This is a genomic window from Streptomyces sp. NPDC039462 (assembly GCF_055639375.1).
Window position 1 is genome coordinate 1669268 of sequence record NZ_JBVKAO010000001.1, and the last position, 15706, is coordinate 1684973.

13 protein-coding genes are annotated in these 15706 nt (G+C 72.0%); 10 read left to right on the plus strand and 3 right to left on the minus strand.

From position 1 onward, the window contains the following. Positions 1-64: 64 nt before the first annotated feature. Positions 65-3082, plus strand: a complete 3018-nt coding sequence (locus ACZ7LU_RS06925; RefSeq protein ID WP_471915935.1) for an alpha-mannosidase — start codon at positions 65-67, stop codon at positions 3080-3082. 18 nt (positions 3083-3100) lie between these two features. Here ACZ7LU_RS06925 and ACZ7LU_RS06930 read toward each other — a convergent pair whose 3' ends face one another. Further along, on the minus strand, positions 3101-3811 hold the full coding sequence (locus ACZ7LU_RS06930; protein WP_471916494.1) for a hypothetical protein: 711 nt from the start codon (positions 3809-3811) through the stop codon (positions 3101-3103). A 137-nt stretch (positions 3812-3948) separates the two neighbouring features. Here ACZ7LU_RS06930 and ACZ7LU_RS06935 point away from each other — a divergent pair, with 137 nt between their 5' ends. After that, entirely contained in the window at positions 3949-5007 is a 1059-nt protein-coding gene (locus ACZ7LU_RS06935; protein ID WP_471915936.1) for a hypothetical protein, read from the plus strand. 44 nt (positions 5008-5051) lie between these two features. Here ACZ7LU_RS06935 and ACZ7LU_RS06940 read toward each other — a convergent pair whose 3' ends face one another. Then, positions 5052-5762, minus strand: a complete 711-nt coding sequence (locus tag ACZ7LU_RS06940) for a FadR/GntR family transcriptional regulator (protein ID WP_398298794.1) — start codon at positions 5760-5762, stop codon at positions 5052-5054. Positions 5763-5974: 212 nt separating this feature from the next. Between ACZ7LU_RS06940 and ACZ7LU_RS06945 the strand changes: the two genes are divergently transcribed. The 8 genes from ACZ7LU_RS06945 to ACZ7LU_RS06980 are packed head-to-tail and all read left to right on the plus strand — an operon-like array spanning position 5975 to position 14102. Next, on the plus strand, positions 5975-7057 hold the full coding sequence (locus tag ACZ7LU_RS06945) for a sugar ABC transporter substrate-binding protein (protein WP_471915937.1): 1083 nt from the start codon (positions 5975-5977) through the stop codon (positions 7055-7057). After that, positions 7054-8655 carry a sugar ABC transporter ATP-binding protein gene (locus ACZ7LU_RS06950; protein WP_471915938.1) on the plus strand — a complete coding sequence of 534 codons (1602 nt, stop codon included), beginning with the start codon at positions 7054-7056 and terminating at the stop codon, positions 8653-8655. Before ACZ7LU_RS06945 ends, ACZ7LU_RS06950 begins: the two co-directional genes overlap by 4 nt. Then, positions 8648-9685, plus strand: coding sequence for an ABC transporter permease (locus ACZ7LU_RS06955; protein ID WP_471915939.1), 1038 nt, complete (start codon positions 8648-8650; stop codon positions 9683-9685). The genes ACZ7LU_RS06950 and ACZ7LU_RS06955 overlap by 8 nt, the downstream gene beginning before the upstream one ends. Positions 9686-9744: 59 nt before the next feature. After that, positions 9745-11130, plus strand: coding sequence for an L-fuconate dehydratase (locus tag ACZ7LU_RS06960; protein ID WP_471915940.1), 1386 nt, complete (start codon positions 9745-9747; stop codon positions 11128-11130). After that, positions 11127-11882 (plus strand): SDR family NAD(P)-dependent oxidoreductase, encoded by a 756-nt coding sequence (locus ACZ7LU_RS06965; RefSeq protein WP_471915941.1) that lies wholly within the window; start codon positions 11127-11129, stop codon positions 11880-11882. The genes ACZ7LU_RS06960 and ACZ7LU_RS06965 overlap by 4 nt, the downstream gene beginning before the upstream one ends. Further along, entirely contained in the window at positions 11879-12937 is a 1059-nt protein-coding gene (locus ACZ7LU_RS06970) for an aldo/keto reductase (protein ID WP_471915942.1), read from the plus strand. Before ACZ7LU_RS06965 ends, ACZ7LU_RS06970 begins: the two co-directional genes overlap by 4 nt. Further along, complete coding sequence (locus ACZ7LU_RS06975) at positions 12934-13248, plus strand: L-rhamnose mutarotase (RefSeq protein ID WP_468084068.1); 315 nt, start codon at positions 12934-12936, stop codon at positions 13246-13248. The genes ACZ7LU_RS06970 and ACZ7LU_RS06975 overlap by 4 nt, the downstream gene beginning before the upstream one ends. Further along, positions 13245-14102: an amidohydrolase family protein gene (locus ACZ7LU_RS06980; RefSeq protein WP_471915943.1), complete on the plus strand. Its 858-nt coding sequence runs from the start codon at positions 13245-13247 to the stop codon at positions 14100-14102. The genes ACZ7LU_RS06975 and ACZ7LU_RS06980 overlap by 4 nt, the downstream gene beginning before the upstream one ends. Here the strand turns inward: ACZ7LU_RS06980 and ACZ7LU_RS06985 are convergent. Then, positions 14090-15517, minus strand: a complete 1428-nt coding sequence (locus ACZ7LU_RS06985) for a lipase maturation factor family protein (protein ID WP_471915944.1) — start codon at positions 15515-15517, stop codon at positions 14090-14092. The two genes, ACZ7LU_RS06980 and ACZ7LU_RS06985, sit on opposite strands and share 13 nt — an antisense overlap. Between the last annotated feature and the right edge of the window lie 189 nt (positions 15518-15706).

Consider the following 15706-nt stretch of genomic DNA (forward strand, 5'->3'; position numbering starts at 1 on the left):
CCTCAAACGCCGGAGGGGCTGAATTTGCCCCCCCTCACCGACCGACCCTCCTTGGAGAACCCTCATGCATGACGACCGCACCCTGGTCGAAGCCCGACTCAAGCGCGTACTGGACGAGCGCATCCGGCCCGCCGTATATCCCGCCTCCGTACCGCTGGACGTCGCGGTGTGGAACGCGCCGGGTGAGCCGGTGCCGGTGGCCGAGGGGCTCGCCGCCGAGCCGTCGCCGACGGCGGTCGGCGAGAAGTGGGGCGCGCCCTGGGGGACCAGCTGGTTCCGGGTGACCGGGACCGTGCCGAAGGAGTGGGCGGGGAAGACCGTCGAGGCGATCCTCGACCTCGGCTTCGACGAGAACATGCCCGGTTTCCAGTGCGAGGGCCTCGTCTACCGGCCCGACGGCACCCCGGTGAAGGGCCTCAACCCGCGCAACCAGTGGGTGCGGATCGCCGCACCCGCCGAGGGCGGCGAAGACGTGCGGCTGCACATCGAGGCCGCGTCCAACCCCGTCATCCTCGACTACCACCCCTTCCTGCCCACCCAGCTGGGCGACAAGGAGACCGCGGGAAGCGAACCCCAGTACAAGCTGGAGCGCATGGACCTCGCCGTCTTCGACGAGACGGTGTGGCAGCTCGTCATCGACCTGGAGGTCCTCGGTGAGCTGATGCAGGAGCTGCCCGAGGACTCCGGGCGGCGCTACGCCATCGTGCGCGCGGTCGGCCGTGCGCTCGACGCCGTCGACCTCCAGGACGTGAACGGCTCGGCCGCCGCCGCACGGGCCGAGATCCACGACGTGCTCACCACCCCCGCCGAGCCCTCCGCCCACCGCATCAGCGCCGTCGGCCACGCCCACATCGACTCCGCCTGGCTGTGGCCGCTGCGCGAGACGGTGCGCAAGGTGGCGCGGACGACGTCGAACATGACCGCGCTCATCGAGGACGAGCCCGACTTCGTCTTCGCCATGTCGCAGGCGCAGCAGTGGGCGTGGATCAAGGAGCACCGGCCCGAGGTATGGGCGAAGGTCAAGAAGGCGGTCGCGGACGGCCGGTTCGTGCCGGCGGGCGGCATGTGGGTCGAGTCGGACACGAACATGCCGGGCTCGGAGGCGATGGCCCGTCAGTTCGTGCACGGCAAGCGGTTCTTCCTCGACGAGTTCGGCGTCGAGAACGACGAGGCGTGGCTGCCCGACACCTTCGGCTTCGCCGCCGGGCTCCCGCAGATCATCAAGGCGGCGGGCTCCAAGTGGCTGCTCACGCAGAAGATCTCCTGGTCGCAGACCAACCGCTTCCCGCACCACACCTTCAACTGGGAAGGCATCGACGGCACCCGCATCTTCACGCACTTCCCGCCCGTCGACACCTACAACTGCTCGATGAAGGGCAGCGAGATCGCCCACGCGGCGAAGAACTTCAAGGACAAGGGTGTCGCCCGGCACTCCCTCGCACCCACCGGCTGGGGCGACGGAGGCGGCGGCACCACCCGCGAGATGATCGCGAAGGCCGCGCGGATGCGGGACCTGGAGGGCTCGGCGACGGTTCAGTGGGAGACGCCGCAGGAGTTCTTCGAGAAGGCCGAGGCCGAGTACCCGAACGCCCCCGTCTGGGTCGGAGAGCTCTACCTCGAACTGCACCGCGCGACGCTCACCAGCCAAGCGGGCACCAAGCAGGGCAACCGCCGCAGCGAGCACCTGCTGCGCGAGGCGGAGCTGTGGGCCGCGACGGCCGCCGTCCGGTGCGAGGAATTCACGTACCCCTACGAGCAGTTGGACCGCATCTGGAAGACGGTGCTGCTCCACCAGTTCCACGACATCCTGCCCGGCTCGTCCATCGCCTGGGTGCACCGCGAGGCCCGCGCGACCTACGCGGCGCTCGCCCAGGAACTCGACGGCATCATCGCCAAGGCGCAGCGCGCACTCGCCGGTGACGGGACCGACGCCCTGGTCTTCAACTCCACGCCGCACACCCGCGACGGCGTCCCCGCGGGCGGTGCCGGGGCCGCCGAGACCGACGGCGAGGCGACGGTCACCCCGCGCGCGGAGGGCGGCTTCGTCCTCGACAACGGCCTGCTGCGGGTGGAGATCGACGGGCGCGGTCTGATCGTCTCCGCGTACGACCTCGTGGGCGGCCGGGAGACCGTCCCGCCCGGGCAGGCGGCGAACCTGCCGCAGCTCCACGCCGACTTCCCGAACATGTGGGACGCGTGGGACGTCGACGAGTTCTACCGCAACACCGTCAGTGACCTCACGGACGCCGACGAGGTCGTGGCGGGCGAGGGTGCGTCGGTCCGGGTCGTGCGCACCTTCGGCGACTCGCGCCTAACGCAGGTGCTCTCGCTCACCCCCGGCGGTCGGCGCCTCGACATCGACACCGAGGTCGACTGGCACGAGACGGAGAAGTTCCTCAAGCTCGCCTTCCCGCTGGACATCCACGCTGAGCGGTACGCGTCGGAGACCCAGTTCGGCCACTTCTACCGCGCCACGCACACCAACACGAGCTGGGAGGCCGCCAAGTTCGAGGCGTGCAACCACCGCTTCGTGCACATCGAGGAACCGGGCTGGGGCGTCGCCCTGGTCAACGACTCGACGTACGGCCACGACGTGACCCGCACCGTCCGCGCCGAGGACTCCGGCACGACCACGACGGTCCGCGTCTCGCTGCTGCGCGCCCCGCGCTTCCCCGACCCCGAGACGGACCAGGGCGTGCACCGCTTCCGGCACGCGCTGGTGCCGGGCGCGGGGATCGGCGACGCGGTGCGCGAGGGCTACCGCGTCAACCTGCCCGAGCGCCGGCTCACCGGTGGCTCCGAGGTGGCGCCGCTGGTGACGGTCGACGACGACGCGGTGGTCGTCACGGCGGTCAAGCTCGCCGACGACGGGAGCGGTGACGTGGTCGTCCGCTTCCACGAGGCACACGGCGGCCGGGCCCGCCCCACCCTGACGGCGGGCTTCCCGGTCGGCTCGGTCACGGTGACCGACCTGCTGGAGCGGCCGCTCGACGGGGTGCCGGCACCGGACCTCGCAGCTGGCGCGGTGTCGCTGCGGCTCCGGCCGTTCGAGCTGGTGACGCTGCGCTTCACGCGGGCCTGACGCGCTCCGGTCAGTCCCTCACCCGTCGGCCCGCAGCCACACGCGCAGCGGGCCGACGGGTTCGAAGCCGTGGCGGAGCGCGGCGGTCAGGTCGTCCCCGTGCTCGTAGCCGACGACCGGCACACCGGGCCAGAGCCGGGCCGTGGCGTCCAGACAGGAGCGCCATGCGGTGTCGAGACCGTCGTCGGCGGCGAAGAGATTGGAGATGCCGACGACGCCGGCGCCGGGGTAGGCGACGGCGCCCGCATGGATGCGGCCCTCGCCCGTGCCCGCCAGGAACACCGCTCCGTCGTCGAGCAGCGGCGGCCGGAACAGATCGCCGCTCTCTCCGTCGCCGCTCCACGCGGCTTCCCACGCGGCGAGCCCGTCGGCGTCTTCGACGGGTCGCCAGCCTTCCGGCCCGGGCATGGGTTCCCCCGCGGGCCGGTGGATCCACCGCGCCTCGAACAGCACCTCGAAACTGGCCCCGGACAGGTCCAGCGTGCCGAAGCTGTCCTTGACGGAGGCGCCGGGGGAGGCGAGATCGATGCGGGGGAGTACGTCGTCGGGCGTCACGTCGGGCGAGAGCGTCACGGCGTCGGGGTACAGCGGGGGAGTACGCCGGGGACTGGCCCACACACCGCCTTCGACGGCACCGGGCACGCCGTGGGACCGGCAGACGGCGTCGCACCAGGCGGCGTTGTTGCGGACGGCCGCGGTCAGGAGCGGGGTGGCGCGCGAGTCGGTGATCACGGGGGGATGGTGCCAGAACACCTCGCGCCCGTCGCGCGCTTTTCTTTCGGCCGCCTTGCCGCCGAGGGGTGCCCGGGCGGTGGGCAGGTGGCACATGATGAGCCCCTGGGGCTGTCGAGCAGCGGGGGTACGGCATGGGGTCGACGGAGCTCGCGGCCATGGCGGTGGGTGTGGTCACCGCCGTGGCGACGGGGGCGGCGAGTGGCGTCGGGGAGGGGGCGGGGGTCGCCGTCACCGAGCTGGTGCGGGCCCGGCTCGCCGGAACCGAGCGGGGGCGGGCGGCGCTGGCCGGACTCGACGACGCGGGAGCGGGCGACTCCGCACGCGCGGCGGCGCAGGCGGTCCTGCGGGAGGAGATCGACGGCGACCCGGAGCTGGAGCGTCAGCTGGCCTTCCACCTCCACGCGCCCACGACGTACTACCGCGACTCCATGGTCATCGACCGCAGCACGATCTCGCGCAGCCAGATCTCGTTCGGCCCCCTGACCATCACGAAGTCCCCGGGTCCCCTCGCGGTCCTCGCGCTGACCGGCGTACTGCTGCTGGCCCTGGTGGCGCTCGGCGTGTACGGGGGGACGCGGCTCCTCACCGACGACGGCCCCCGGGACACCGCGGCGCAGCGGAGCGCTGAGAGAGACGGCAAGGGCGTGTCGGAGGGGAAGGGGACTGCCGGCGCGGACATCGGCAGCGGCGCGGCCGACCGCACCCGCGCGCTGACCGTGGCGCAGACGCGCGGCGCCCTGCCCGCCCGGCAGGACCTGCGGCCCGGCTGGGTCCCGCAGGGCAGGGCCGGCGCCAAGGAGGCCGAGCGGTCCGGCGGCTGTCACGAGGGAGGCGTGCTGTACGCGTTGGCGTCGCCGGGGTCCGGCTACGTCCGCGCCGAGTTCCGGATCTTCGCCTGCACCTCGCCCGCCCAGGCGGGACGCGCGCACCAGCAGCTCGTCGAGGATCAGTCCGGCTACGACAGGACGACACCGCTCTCGCTGCCGCCCCTCGGCGACAAGAGCTCGACCTTCACGTACTACAAGGAGCCCGAGGACAGCACGAACGCCATGGCCGTCGTCCGGGTGGGCAGCACCGTGGCCTGGCTGCGGCTCGGAGAGGTGGGCGACCTGCCCGGATACGAGGCACAGCTCGAAGAGCTGGCCCGGGCCTTCGTCGGGCGGATCGAGCAGACCCTGGCCGACGACTGACCGCGCCGACCAGCTGGGTTCACCCCTCCCACTGCGCCCACAGTTCACCCCTCCCACTGCGCCCGCAGCCAGTCCTCCACCTCGCCCACATGTGCCGCCGCCGCGGCCCGGGCCGCCTCCGGGTCGCGTGCCACGAGTGCCCGGTGGATGCGGGCGTGTTCGCGGCGGGTGCGTTCGAAGGCGCCTTCCTCCTGGTAGCCGCGCCACACCCGTGCGCGGAACGTGCGCGAGGAGAGGCCCTCCAGTATCGCGGCCATCGTGTCGTTGCCCGCCGCGAAGGCGATCGTGCGGTGGAACGCCAGATCGTGGGAGAGGATCTCCTCCGGGTCGTCGGTGGCGTTCATGGCCTCCAAATGCTTCTCCACGTCGGCCAGTTGGGTCTCCGTGATCCGGGCCGCGGCCAGTGCGGTCGCCGTGGACTCCAGGACGCGGCGTACTTCCAGGAGCTCGACGAGTTGCGGTCCGCGGGACAGGTCCGCCACCACGCCGAAGGTCTCCAGGAGGTCCCCGGCCTCCAGCTGCGTGACGTAGATGCCGGAGCCGTGCCGTGCTTCGAGGACGCCGAGCACCGTCAGCGCGCGGATCGCCTCCCTCATGGAGCTGCGGGAGATGCCCAGCTGGACGGCCAAGTCCCGTTCCGTGGGCAGACGTTGGCCCGGTTCGAGACGTCCCTCGCCGATCATCGCCTTGATCTGCTCGATGGCCCGCTGCGTCACGGTGCCCTTCTGCGGGGCGGACTGCTCTGGCTGGTCCACGTAACGCTCCTCTGCTGGCCGAGTGCGCCGCAGTCTAGCCAGAGATGTGGTCTGACCACTACGGCCGGAGACCGCGAAAAGTCGGCGTCGAGGGGTGTTGTGGGCGGCAAGTGGTCTGATAAATATTCGCGTCATCAGGCCCCGGAAACCCGCTCGATCACTCTCGATCACGCTCCACCCTTCTTCGTTCACCTTCGGTGAGGAGCCGTCAGATGGCCGGCAGGAAAGTGCGCAACAGGCCCAGCAGCACGCGGACGTCGCGGGCGGTGCGCGCCGCCGCCGCGGCCGCCTGCGCGTCCCTCGTCCTCGCCGCGTGCGGCAGTACGAAGGACGCCGCGTCGCCCGGCGGCGGAGGCGGCGGGGAGGGCAAGGTCGGGGTGATCCTGCCCCTGCTGACCTCGCCGTTCTGGCAGTCGTACAACGACTACGTCCCGAAGATGGCGAAGTCCGAGGACGTCGACGCCATGAAGACGGTCAACTCCAACAGCGACCCCTCGCAGCAGATCACCGACATCAACAACCAGCTGAACCAGGGCGTGCGGGGCCTCGTCGTCGCGCCGCTCGACAGCGCCGCGATCGCCGCGGGCCTCGACCAGGCCGAGCGCAAGGGCGTGCCCGTCGTCGCCGTGGACGTCGCGCCCGAGAAGGGCAAGGTCGCCATGGTGGTGCGGGCGAACAACGTCGCGTACGGCGAGAAGGCCTGTGACTACCTCGGCGGCCGGGTCAAGACCGGCAAGGTCGTGCAGGTCATGGGGGACCTCGCGTCCGTCAACGGCCGCGAGCGGTCCAAGGCCTTCCGCGACTGCGTGAAAAAGAAGCACCCGAAGCTGAAGATCCTTGAGATCCCCGCCAAGTGGGAGTCCGACACGGCCGCCGCCAAGCTGGACACGCTGCTGAACTCCCACCCCGACATCAAGGGCATCTACCTCCAGGCGGGCGGCGTCTACCTCGCGCCCACCCTGCAGACCCTCAAGTCCAAGGGAATGCTGAAGAAGGCGGGTGAGAAGGGGCACATCACCGTCGTCTCGAACGACGGCATCCCGCAGGAGTTCGACGCCATCCGCAAGGGCCACATCGACGCCACCGTCTCGCAGCCCGCCGACGCCTACGCCAAGTACGGCATGCACTACATCAAGGCCGCGATGAAGGGCGAAAAGTTCAAGCCGGGCCCGACCGACCACGGCTCGACCATCGTCAAGCTGCCCAGCGGCATCCTCGAGGACCAACTGCCCGCCCCGCTCGTCACCAAGGAGAACGTCGACGACGCCGAGCTGTGGGGCAACACGGTCGAATGAATGCGCACCCGAGGAACATCCCGCTCGTCGAGGCGTCCGGCATCGTGAAACGGTACGGGCCCACCGTCGCGCTGCGGGACGGCCGCCTCACCGTCCTGCCGGGCGAGTCGCACGCCCTCGTCGGCCGCAACGGCGCGGGCAAGTCCACCCTCGTCACCGTCCTCACCGGCCTTCAGGCACCCGACGCGGGCACCGTCCGCTTCGACGGGGAACCCGCGCCGCCGCTGACCGACCGCGACGCCTGGCGCCGCAAGGTGGCCTGCGTCTACCAGAAGCCCACCGTCGTACCGGACCTGACGGTCGCCGAGAACCTCTTCATCAACCGGCAGCCGACGGGCCGCGGCGGCTTCATCAGCTGGCGGCGGCTGCGCACCGAGGCGGCGCGGGTCCTCGACACCTGGGACGTCCGCGTCGACCCCGAGGCCCGCACCGCCGACCTCAAGGTCGAGGACCGCCAAATGGTCGAGATAGCCCGCGCGTTGAGCTTCGGCGCGCGGTTCATCGTCCTCGACGAGCCGACCGCGCAACTCGACAACCGAGAGATCGAGCGCCTCTTCACCCACATGCGCGCCCTCCAGGAATCCGGCGTCACCTTCCTGTTCATCTCGCACCACCTCCAGGAGGTGTACGAGGTGTGCCAGACCGTCACCGTGCTGCGCGACGCCCGCTGGATCACCAGCGCACCCGTCGCCGAGCTGCCGCGCGCCGCGCTGGTGGAGGCCATGGCCGGCGAGGTCATCGCGCGGCAGGCCGACGCCGAGGACGCCGTCGCACGCGCCGGGGTCCCCGCCGACGCCCCCGTGGTGCTCGACGTCAAGGGCCTGACCGGCGAGTCGTACGCCGACATCGACCTCACCGTGCGCCGGGGCGAGGTCGTCGGCCTCGCGGGATCCAGCGCCAGCGGCAAGGTCCACCTCGCGGAGAGCTTCGCCGGACTCCACACCCCGACCGCGGGCTCCGCCCGACTGGGCGGCGAGCGACTGCCGTTCGGGGATGTGCCCGCCGCCCTGCGCGCCGGAGTGGGCTGCGTCCCGCGCGACCGCCACGTCCAGGGCCTCGTCCCCGGCATGACCGTCGGGGACAACGCCACGATGAGCGTCCTCGACCGGCTCGGCCGCCACGGCTTCGTCGGCACCGACGCCAGACGCCGCTTCGCCGATGACCTCATCGAGCGCCTCGACATCCACGCCGACGGCCCCGACCAGCCCGTCTCCGACCTCTCCGGCGGCAACGCCCAGAAGGTCGTGATGGCCCGCGCCCTCGCCTCCGACCCGCGTCTGCTCGTCCTCATCAACCCGACCGCCGGCGTCGACGTGAAATCCAAGGAGTCTCTGCTCGCCCGCGTGGACCACGCCCGCGAGGACGGCACCGCCGTGCTCGTCGTCTCCGACGAACTCGACGACCTGCGCCGCTGCGACCGCGTGCTGGTCCTCTTCCACGGCCGGATCGTCGCGGAGCACGCGGCGGGCTGGCCGGACCACACCCTGATCGCGTCGATCGAGGGCGTGGACCGGACGAGCCCCGTCAGAGGCGCGGAGAACGGCGCGACCAGCCACAACACACTCTCGGGCGAACCACAAGGAGACCACCATGGCTGACCTCAAGGCCCCGGCCGTGACGGCGGCCACCCCCGGACGGACGGGCCGCGACGCGGCCTCGGCCAGATCCGTACTCCTGCGCCGGGCCCGCGAACTGGCCCTGGTTCCCGCCCTGTTGCTGCTCGTACTGCTCGGCGCACTGCTCAACGACACGTTCCTGACCGAGCGGAACCTCATCTCCGTCCTCGGCGCGTCCGCCGCGCTCGCGATGGTCGTCCTCGCCGAGTCGCTCGTCCTCATCACCGGCAAGTTCGATCTGTCCCTGGAGTCGGTCGTCGGCATCGCGCCCGCCGTCGGCGCGCTCCTCGTGCTGCCCGCCGCCCAGGCCGGATTCGGCACGGACCTGCCCGCCGCCGTCGGCATCCTCGCCATCCTGCTCGTCGGCGCGGCCATCGGCGCCTTCAACGGCGTCCTCGTCGTCAAGCTCAAGCTCAACGCGTTCATCGTGACGCTCGCCATGCTGATCGTGCTGCGCGGCCTGCTCGTCGGCGCCACCGAGGGCAAGACCCTCTTCGGCATGCCCGAGGCCTTCTACACCCTCGCCACCTCCACCTTCCTGCACGTCCCCCTGTCGGTGTGGCTCGCGGCGGCCGCCTTCGGCATCGCGGGCTTCGTGCTCAAGTACCACCGCGTGGGCCGCGCCCTGTACGCGATCGGCGGCAACCCGGAAGCGGCGCGGGCCGCCGGCATCCGCGTCGAACGCGTCATGCTCGGCGTGTTCGTCGTCGCGGGAGCGCTCGCCGCGATCGGCGGGCTCATGCAGACCGGCTACGTGGGCGCCATCAACGCCAACCAGGGCCAGAACATGATCTTCACGGTGTTCGCCGCCGCCGTCATCGGAGGCATCAGCCTCGACGGCGGCAAGGGCACCATGTCCGGCGCCCTCACCGGCGTCCTGCTCCTCGGTGTCGTACAGAACCTGCTCACCCTCGCCCAGGTGCCGTCCTTCTGGATCCAGGCCATCTACGGCGGAATCATCCTGGTCGCCCTGATGATCGCGCGCGTCACCACGGGCCGCGCACAGGACTGACCCCGCAACGGTCCGCCGCCCCCTGCCTGCGCGACCCGCCCCTTCCGGAAAGGCCTCCTGTGTCCCCGACCACCACCCGCATCACCGCGGTCGACACCTACGACATACGGTTCCCGACCTCACGGGAACTGGACGGGTCCGACGCGATGAACCCGGACCCCGACTACTCCGCCGCCTACGTGGTGCTGCGCACCGACGCGGGCGACGGCCTGGCGGGGCACGGCTTCACCTTCACCATCGGCCGCGGCAACGACGTCCAGGTCGCCGCGATCCACTCCCTGCGCCACCACGTGATCGGCCGCCCCGTCGACGAGCTGTGCGCCGACCCCGGCACGCTCAACCGCGACCTCGTCGGCGACAGCCAGCTGCGCTGGCTCGGCCCCGAGAAGGGCGTGATGCACATGGCCATCGGCGCCGTCGTCAACGCCGTCTGGGACCTGGCGGCCAAGCGGGCCCGCAAGCCGCTGTGGCAGCTGCTCGCCGACGCCACGCCCGAATGGCTCGTCTCCCAGGTCGACTTCCGCTACATCGCCGACGCCCTCACTCCGGACGAGGCCCTGGGGCTGCTGCGGTCCGGCCGCGCGGGCGCGGCGGACCGCACGGCCCGGCTCAAGGAGCAGGGCTTCCCCGGCTACACCACGTCGCCCGGCTGGCTCGGCTACAGCGACGAGAAGCTCACCCGGCTCGCCCGGCAGGCCGTCGCCGACGGCTTCACCCAGATCAAGCTGAAGGTCGGCGCCGACCTCGCCGACGACATCCGCCGCTGCCGCACCGCCCGCGAGGCCATCGGCCCCGACATCCGCCTGGCCGTCGACGCCAACCAGCGCTGGAACGTCGACGAGGCCGTCCGGTGGACGCGCGCCCTCGCCGAGTTCGACCCCTACTGGGTCGAGGAGCCCACCAGCCCCGACGACGTCCTCGGCCACGCCGCGATCCGCACGGCCGTCGCCCCCGTCAAGGTCGCCACCGGCGAACACGTGCAGAACCGCATCGTCTTCAAACAGCTCCTCCAAGCCGGCGCCATCGACATCCTCCAGATAGACGCGGCACGGGTCGGCGGGGTCAACGAGAACCTCGCCATCCTGCTGCTCGCCGCCAAGTTCGGCGTGCCCGTCTGCCCGCACGCGGGCGGCGTCGGCCTGTGCGAGCTCGTCCAGCACCTGTCGATGTTCGACTACGTGGCGCTCGCGGGCACCACCGAGAACCGCGTCATCGAGTACGTCGACCACCTCCACGAGCACTTCACCGACCCGGTGCTGATCCGCGCGGGCCACTACACGGCCCCGACCGCACCGGGCTTCTCGGCGACCATGCGGGCCGAGTCCGTCGCCGAGTTCACCTATCCGGACGGCACGTTCTGGGCCGCCGACCTCGCACAGGACGGCCCCGTAGAGGACGGCCCCGCACCTGACCACCTCGCACAGGACAAGGGAGCAGCCGCATGACCGACTTCCACGGGCTCAAGGCCCTGGTCACCGGCGGGGCGTCCGGCATCGGCCGGGCCACCGCCGAACTCCTCACCGCGCGCGGAGCGGACGTGGCCGTCCTCGACCTCGACCCGAGCGGGGTGCACGAGCCCCTTCGCGCGTACGTCGCCGACGTCAGCGACGACGCGTCCGTACGGGAGGCCGTCGCCTCGGCCGCGGCCGACCTCGGCGGCCTCGACGTCCTGGTCAACAACGCGGGCATCGGCGCGCAGGGCACCGTCGAGGACAACGACGACGCCCAGTGGCACACCGTCCTCGACGTCAACGTCCTCGGCGTCGTCCGCACCAGCCGCGCCGCCCTGCCCCACCTGCGCGTCTCGACGAGCGCGGCCATCGTCAACACCTGCTCCATCGCCGCGACCGCCGGCCTTCCGCAACGCGCCCTGTACGCGGCGTCGAAGGGAGCGGTCCTCTCCCTCACCCTCGCCATGGCCGCCGACCACGTGCGCGAAGGGGTGCGCGTCAACTGCGTCAACCCCGGCACCGTCGACACCCCGTGGGTCGGCCGGCTCCTGGACGCCGCCCCCGATCCGGCCGCCGAACGGGCGGCGCTCGCGGCCCGCCAGCCCACCGGCCGCCTCGTCACCGCGGAGGAGGTCGCGGGCGCCATCGCCTACTTGGCGAGCCCCATCTCCGGAGCCACCACGGGCACCGCGCTCGCCGTCGACGGCGGCATGCAGGGCCTGCGGCTCCGGCCGGTGAACCGGTGAGCGGCCCGGTGCGGCGGCGCGCCCTCGGACGCAGCGGCGTCGAGGTGACCGAGCTGTCGTTCGGCGCCGCCGGTATCGGCAACCTGTACGCGCCGGTCACCGACGAACAGGCGGCCACCGCCCTCGACCGCGCCTGGCACGTGGGCATCCGCTACTTCGACACCGCCCCGCACTACGGCCTCGGCCTGTCCGAGCGCAGGCTGGGCGAGGCGCTGCGCGGCCGGGACCGCTCCTCGTACGTCATCTCGACGAAGGTCGGCAGGCTCCTGGCGCCCGCCGACGAGGTGACCGGCGACGACCTCGCCGACGGCGGCTTCGCGGTGCCGCGCACGCACCGCAGGATCTGGGACTTCAGCGCGGACGGCGTGCGCCGCTCCCTCGAGTCCAGCCTCGACCGGCTCGGCGTCGACCGCGTCGACGTCGTCTTCCTGCACGACCCCGACGACCACGCCGAAGAGGCCTTCCGCGAGGGCTACCCGGCGCTGGAGAAGCTTCGCTCCGAAGGCGTGGTCGGCGCGATCGGCGCGGGCATGAACCAGGCGGAGATGCTCACCCGCTTCGTCCGCGAGACCGACGTCGACGCCGTGCTCTGCGCCGGCCGCTACACACTCCTCGACCACCGGGCCCTCACCGAACTGCTGCCCGCGGCGAGCGAACGCGGCACCTCGGTCGTCATCGGCGGCGTCTTCAACTCCGGCCTGCTCGCCGACCCCAGACCCGGGGCACGCTTCGACTACACCGAGGCGCCGCCCGGACCGCTGGCGCGCGCCCGGGCCCTGCGGGCGGTCGCCGAACGGCACGGCACCACGCTCCGGGCCGCCGCGCTCGCCTTCCCCTCCGGCCACCCGGCCGTCGCCAGCGTGCTCGTCGGCGTCCGCGCGCCCGAGCAGGTCACCGACGCCGCCGAACAGTTCGCCGCCGAGGTGCCCGCCGGTTTCTGGCAGGAGGCGAGGGAGACCGGACTGCTGCCGCCGGAGGTGCCGGTCCCCGGAGAGACAGGGGAAGCCGGGCCGGAAGACATACCGGGGGACGTACGGGGAAGGCACCGGCTGTGAGAGTCGCCCTGCACACCAAGGTCCGCGCCGACCGCGTCGACGCCTACGACGCCGCGCACCGCGAGGTGCCCGCCGAACTCACCGCCGCGATCCGTGCCGCGGGTGTGTCGTCCTGGACGATCTGGCGCAGCGGCACCGACCTCTTCCACCTCCTGGAGTGCGAGGACTACGGTCGCGTGCTCGCCGAACTGGAGCGCCTTCCGGTCAACATCGCCTGGCAGGCGCGGATGGCCGAGCTGCTCGACGTGGCCCACGACTACTCCGCCGAGGGCGCAGGCGCCGGACTGCCCGTCGTGTGGGAGCTGCCGTGACCGGGACCGGGCCGCTCCTCGTCGACGCCCACCACCACGTGTGGGACCTCTCCGTGCGCGACCAGGAATGGATCACCGGCGACGCCCTCGCACCGCTCCGCAGGAACTTCACCCTGGCCGACCTCGCGCCCGAGGCCCGCGCGGCGGGTGTCGGCGCCACGGTCCTCGTCCAGACCGTGACCGTCCCGGAAGAGACCCCGGAGCTGCTCGCCCTCGCGGCGGACCACGACCTCGTCGCGGGCGTCGTCGGGTGGACGGACCTCACCCGCCCGGACGTGGCCGACCGGCTGGCCGCGCTCCGCGAACTGCCGGGCGGGCAGCACCTGGTGGGCATCCGCCACCAGGTGCAGGGCGAGCCCGAGCCGGAGTGGCTGCTGCGCCCCGACGTCCGCAGGGGTTTGGCGGCAGTCGCCGCCGCCGGCCTCGCCTACGACCTCGTCGTCCTGCCGCATCAGCTGCCGGCCTGTGCCAAGGCGGCGGCCGACCTGCCCGAACTCACCTTCGTACTGGACCACTTGGGCAAGCCGCCCATCGTGTCGGGTGCCGTCGAACCCTGGGCGTCCGCGGTCCGCGCGCTCGCCGCGCGTCCCAACACCGTGTGCAAGCTCTCCGGCATGGTCACCGAGGCGGACCACGCGACATGGACCGTCGACGATTTGCGGCCCTTCGCGGACACCGTGGTCGAGGCGTTCGGGCCCCGGCGGCTGATGTTCGGCTCCGACTGGCCCGTCAGCACGCTCGCGGCCGGTTACGGCGAAGTCCTGGACGCCGCACGGCTGTTGACGGGCTACTTGGACCCGGCTGAGCGCGTCGAGGTGTTCGGTGGCACGGCCCGGCGCGTCTACGGCCTCTGAACGGGCGGGGCGAGCCGCGTCGGCGACAGGAACTCCCGGACGTACGTACGCTCCCAGCAGGCGCCCGTCTCGCGCAGCTCGCGCCGGGTCGTGTACCGGTAGCGGTAGAGCCGGGCGCGGATGTACGCGGGCGGTGCGTCGGGCGGGAACGGCGAACTCCGCAGCAGCCGCAGCGTGTCCCGGTCACCGTCCAGGAGGCGCTCCACGAGCGGCCCGAACCACGCTCGCGCGTACGCGGGGGAGAGCCCGGCGAACCACATCATCCAGTCGAGCCGCAGGTGGTACGGGGCGAACTGGCGCGGCCAGCGGCGCACGTCACCGGGTTTTCCCTTGAACTCGTACGCCCGCCAGTCGCCGTCCTCGCGCGGCACCTCGTCCGCCGTGCCCTCGATGACGACCTCCTGGCGGACGCGGCTGACGCTGCCGAACGCGCCGTACGCGTTGACGAGGTGCAACGGGTCGAACGAGCGGTTCATGACCTGCCGCCGGGACAGCAGGTTGCGCACCGGGCGGTAGCTCAGCGCCAGGAGCAGCGCGGAGACCGCGGTCACCACCACCACGTACCAGAGGGGTGCCTCCCCGACAGGGGGTGCCGCGTGCCAGGCGGACAGGTCGAGTGCGGACGCCGCGAGCACGATGGTGAGCCAGTTCAGCCAGGCGAAGTTGCCCGAGAGGACCAGCCACAGCTGGGTCACGATCATGAGGGAGGCCGCACCCGTCGCCACCGGCTGCGGCGTGAACAACAGGACCGGCACGGCCAGTTGGGTGACGTGGTTGGCCGCGACCTCCACCCGGTGCACGGGCCTCGGCAGATGGTGGAAGAACCAGCTCAGCGGGCCGGGCATCGGCTGCGTCTCGTGGTGGAAGTACAGACACGTGAGCTTGCGCCAGCACACGTCGCCGCGCATCTTGATCAGCCCGGCGCCGAACTCCACGCGGAAGAGCACCCACCGCAGGAGAAGGAGCACCAGAACGGGCGGCGCCACCCGGTCGTTGCCGAGGAAGACCGCGAGGAACCCCACCTCCAGGAGCAGCGACTCCCAGCCGAAGCCGTACCAGGTCTGGCCCACGTTCACGATGGAGAGGTACAGCGCCCAGGGCACCAGCCACAGCAGCATCGCGCCCCACAGCGGCAGCAGCCCGTCCGCACCGGCCAGCAGCGCCACCGCCACCGCGCAGCCCGCCCAGGCACAGAGCGCGAAGAAGCGGTCCGAGTAGTGGAGCTGGAAGAGGCTCGGCGCCCGCCGGAACGGCACCTGTGCCACGTACCGCGGCACCGGCAGCATTCCGCGCTCACCGATGAGCGCCCGGAACTGCAGGGCGGCTCCCAGGAAGGCCACGAAATACAGCGCGGCCAGGGCCCGCTGGAAGATCAGCCGGCTCAACCAGTACGCGTCCGCGGTGAACCACTCCACGTGCCCATTGTGCCGTCGGCCAGGCGGTTCGGCCGTCCCGCGCGGGTGCCTCCCCTCGGTCTGCGGGTCCGCCGGGGGCGACCCGAACCGGTCAGACGCCGGGTGAGGGAGCCATGCGGAACGGGCCAATCGTTCCCCGGCCCTCTCGTCGCTGCCGTCCCATTCGCCACGGTGGTCTTTTCGTCCGGT

Excerpts from the sequence above, each read along its gene's own strand:
- ACZ7LU_RS06925 (WP_471915935.1), top strand. The coding sequence starts at position 65 with ATGCATGACGACCGCACCCTGGTCGAAGCCCGACTCAAGCGCGTACTG.
- ACZ7LU_RS06965 (WP_471915941.1), top strand. The coding sequence starts at position 11,127 with ATGACCGACTTCCACGGGCTCAAGGCCCTGGTCACCGGCGGGGCGTCC.
- ACZ7LU_RS06945 (WP_471915937.1), top strand. The coding sequence starts at position 5,975 with ATGGCCGGCAGGAAAGTGCGCAACAGGCCCAGCAGCACGCGGACGTCG.
- ACZ7LU_RS06955 (WP_471915939.1), top strand. The coding sequence starts at position 8,648 with ATGGCTGACCTCAAGGCCCCGGCCGTGACGGCGGCCACCCCCGGACGG.
- ACZ7LU_RS06950 (WP_471915938.1), top strand. The coding sequence starts at position 7,054 with ATGAATGCGCACCCGAGGAACATCCCGCTCGTCGAGGCGTCCGGCATC.
- ACZ7LU_RS06935 (WP_471915936.1), top strand. The coding sequence starts at position 3,949 with ATGGGGTCGACGGAGCTCGCGGCCATGGCGGTGGGTGTGGTCACCGCC.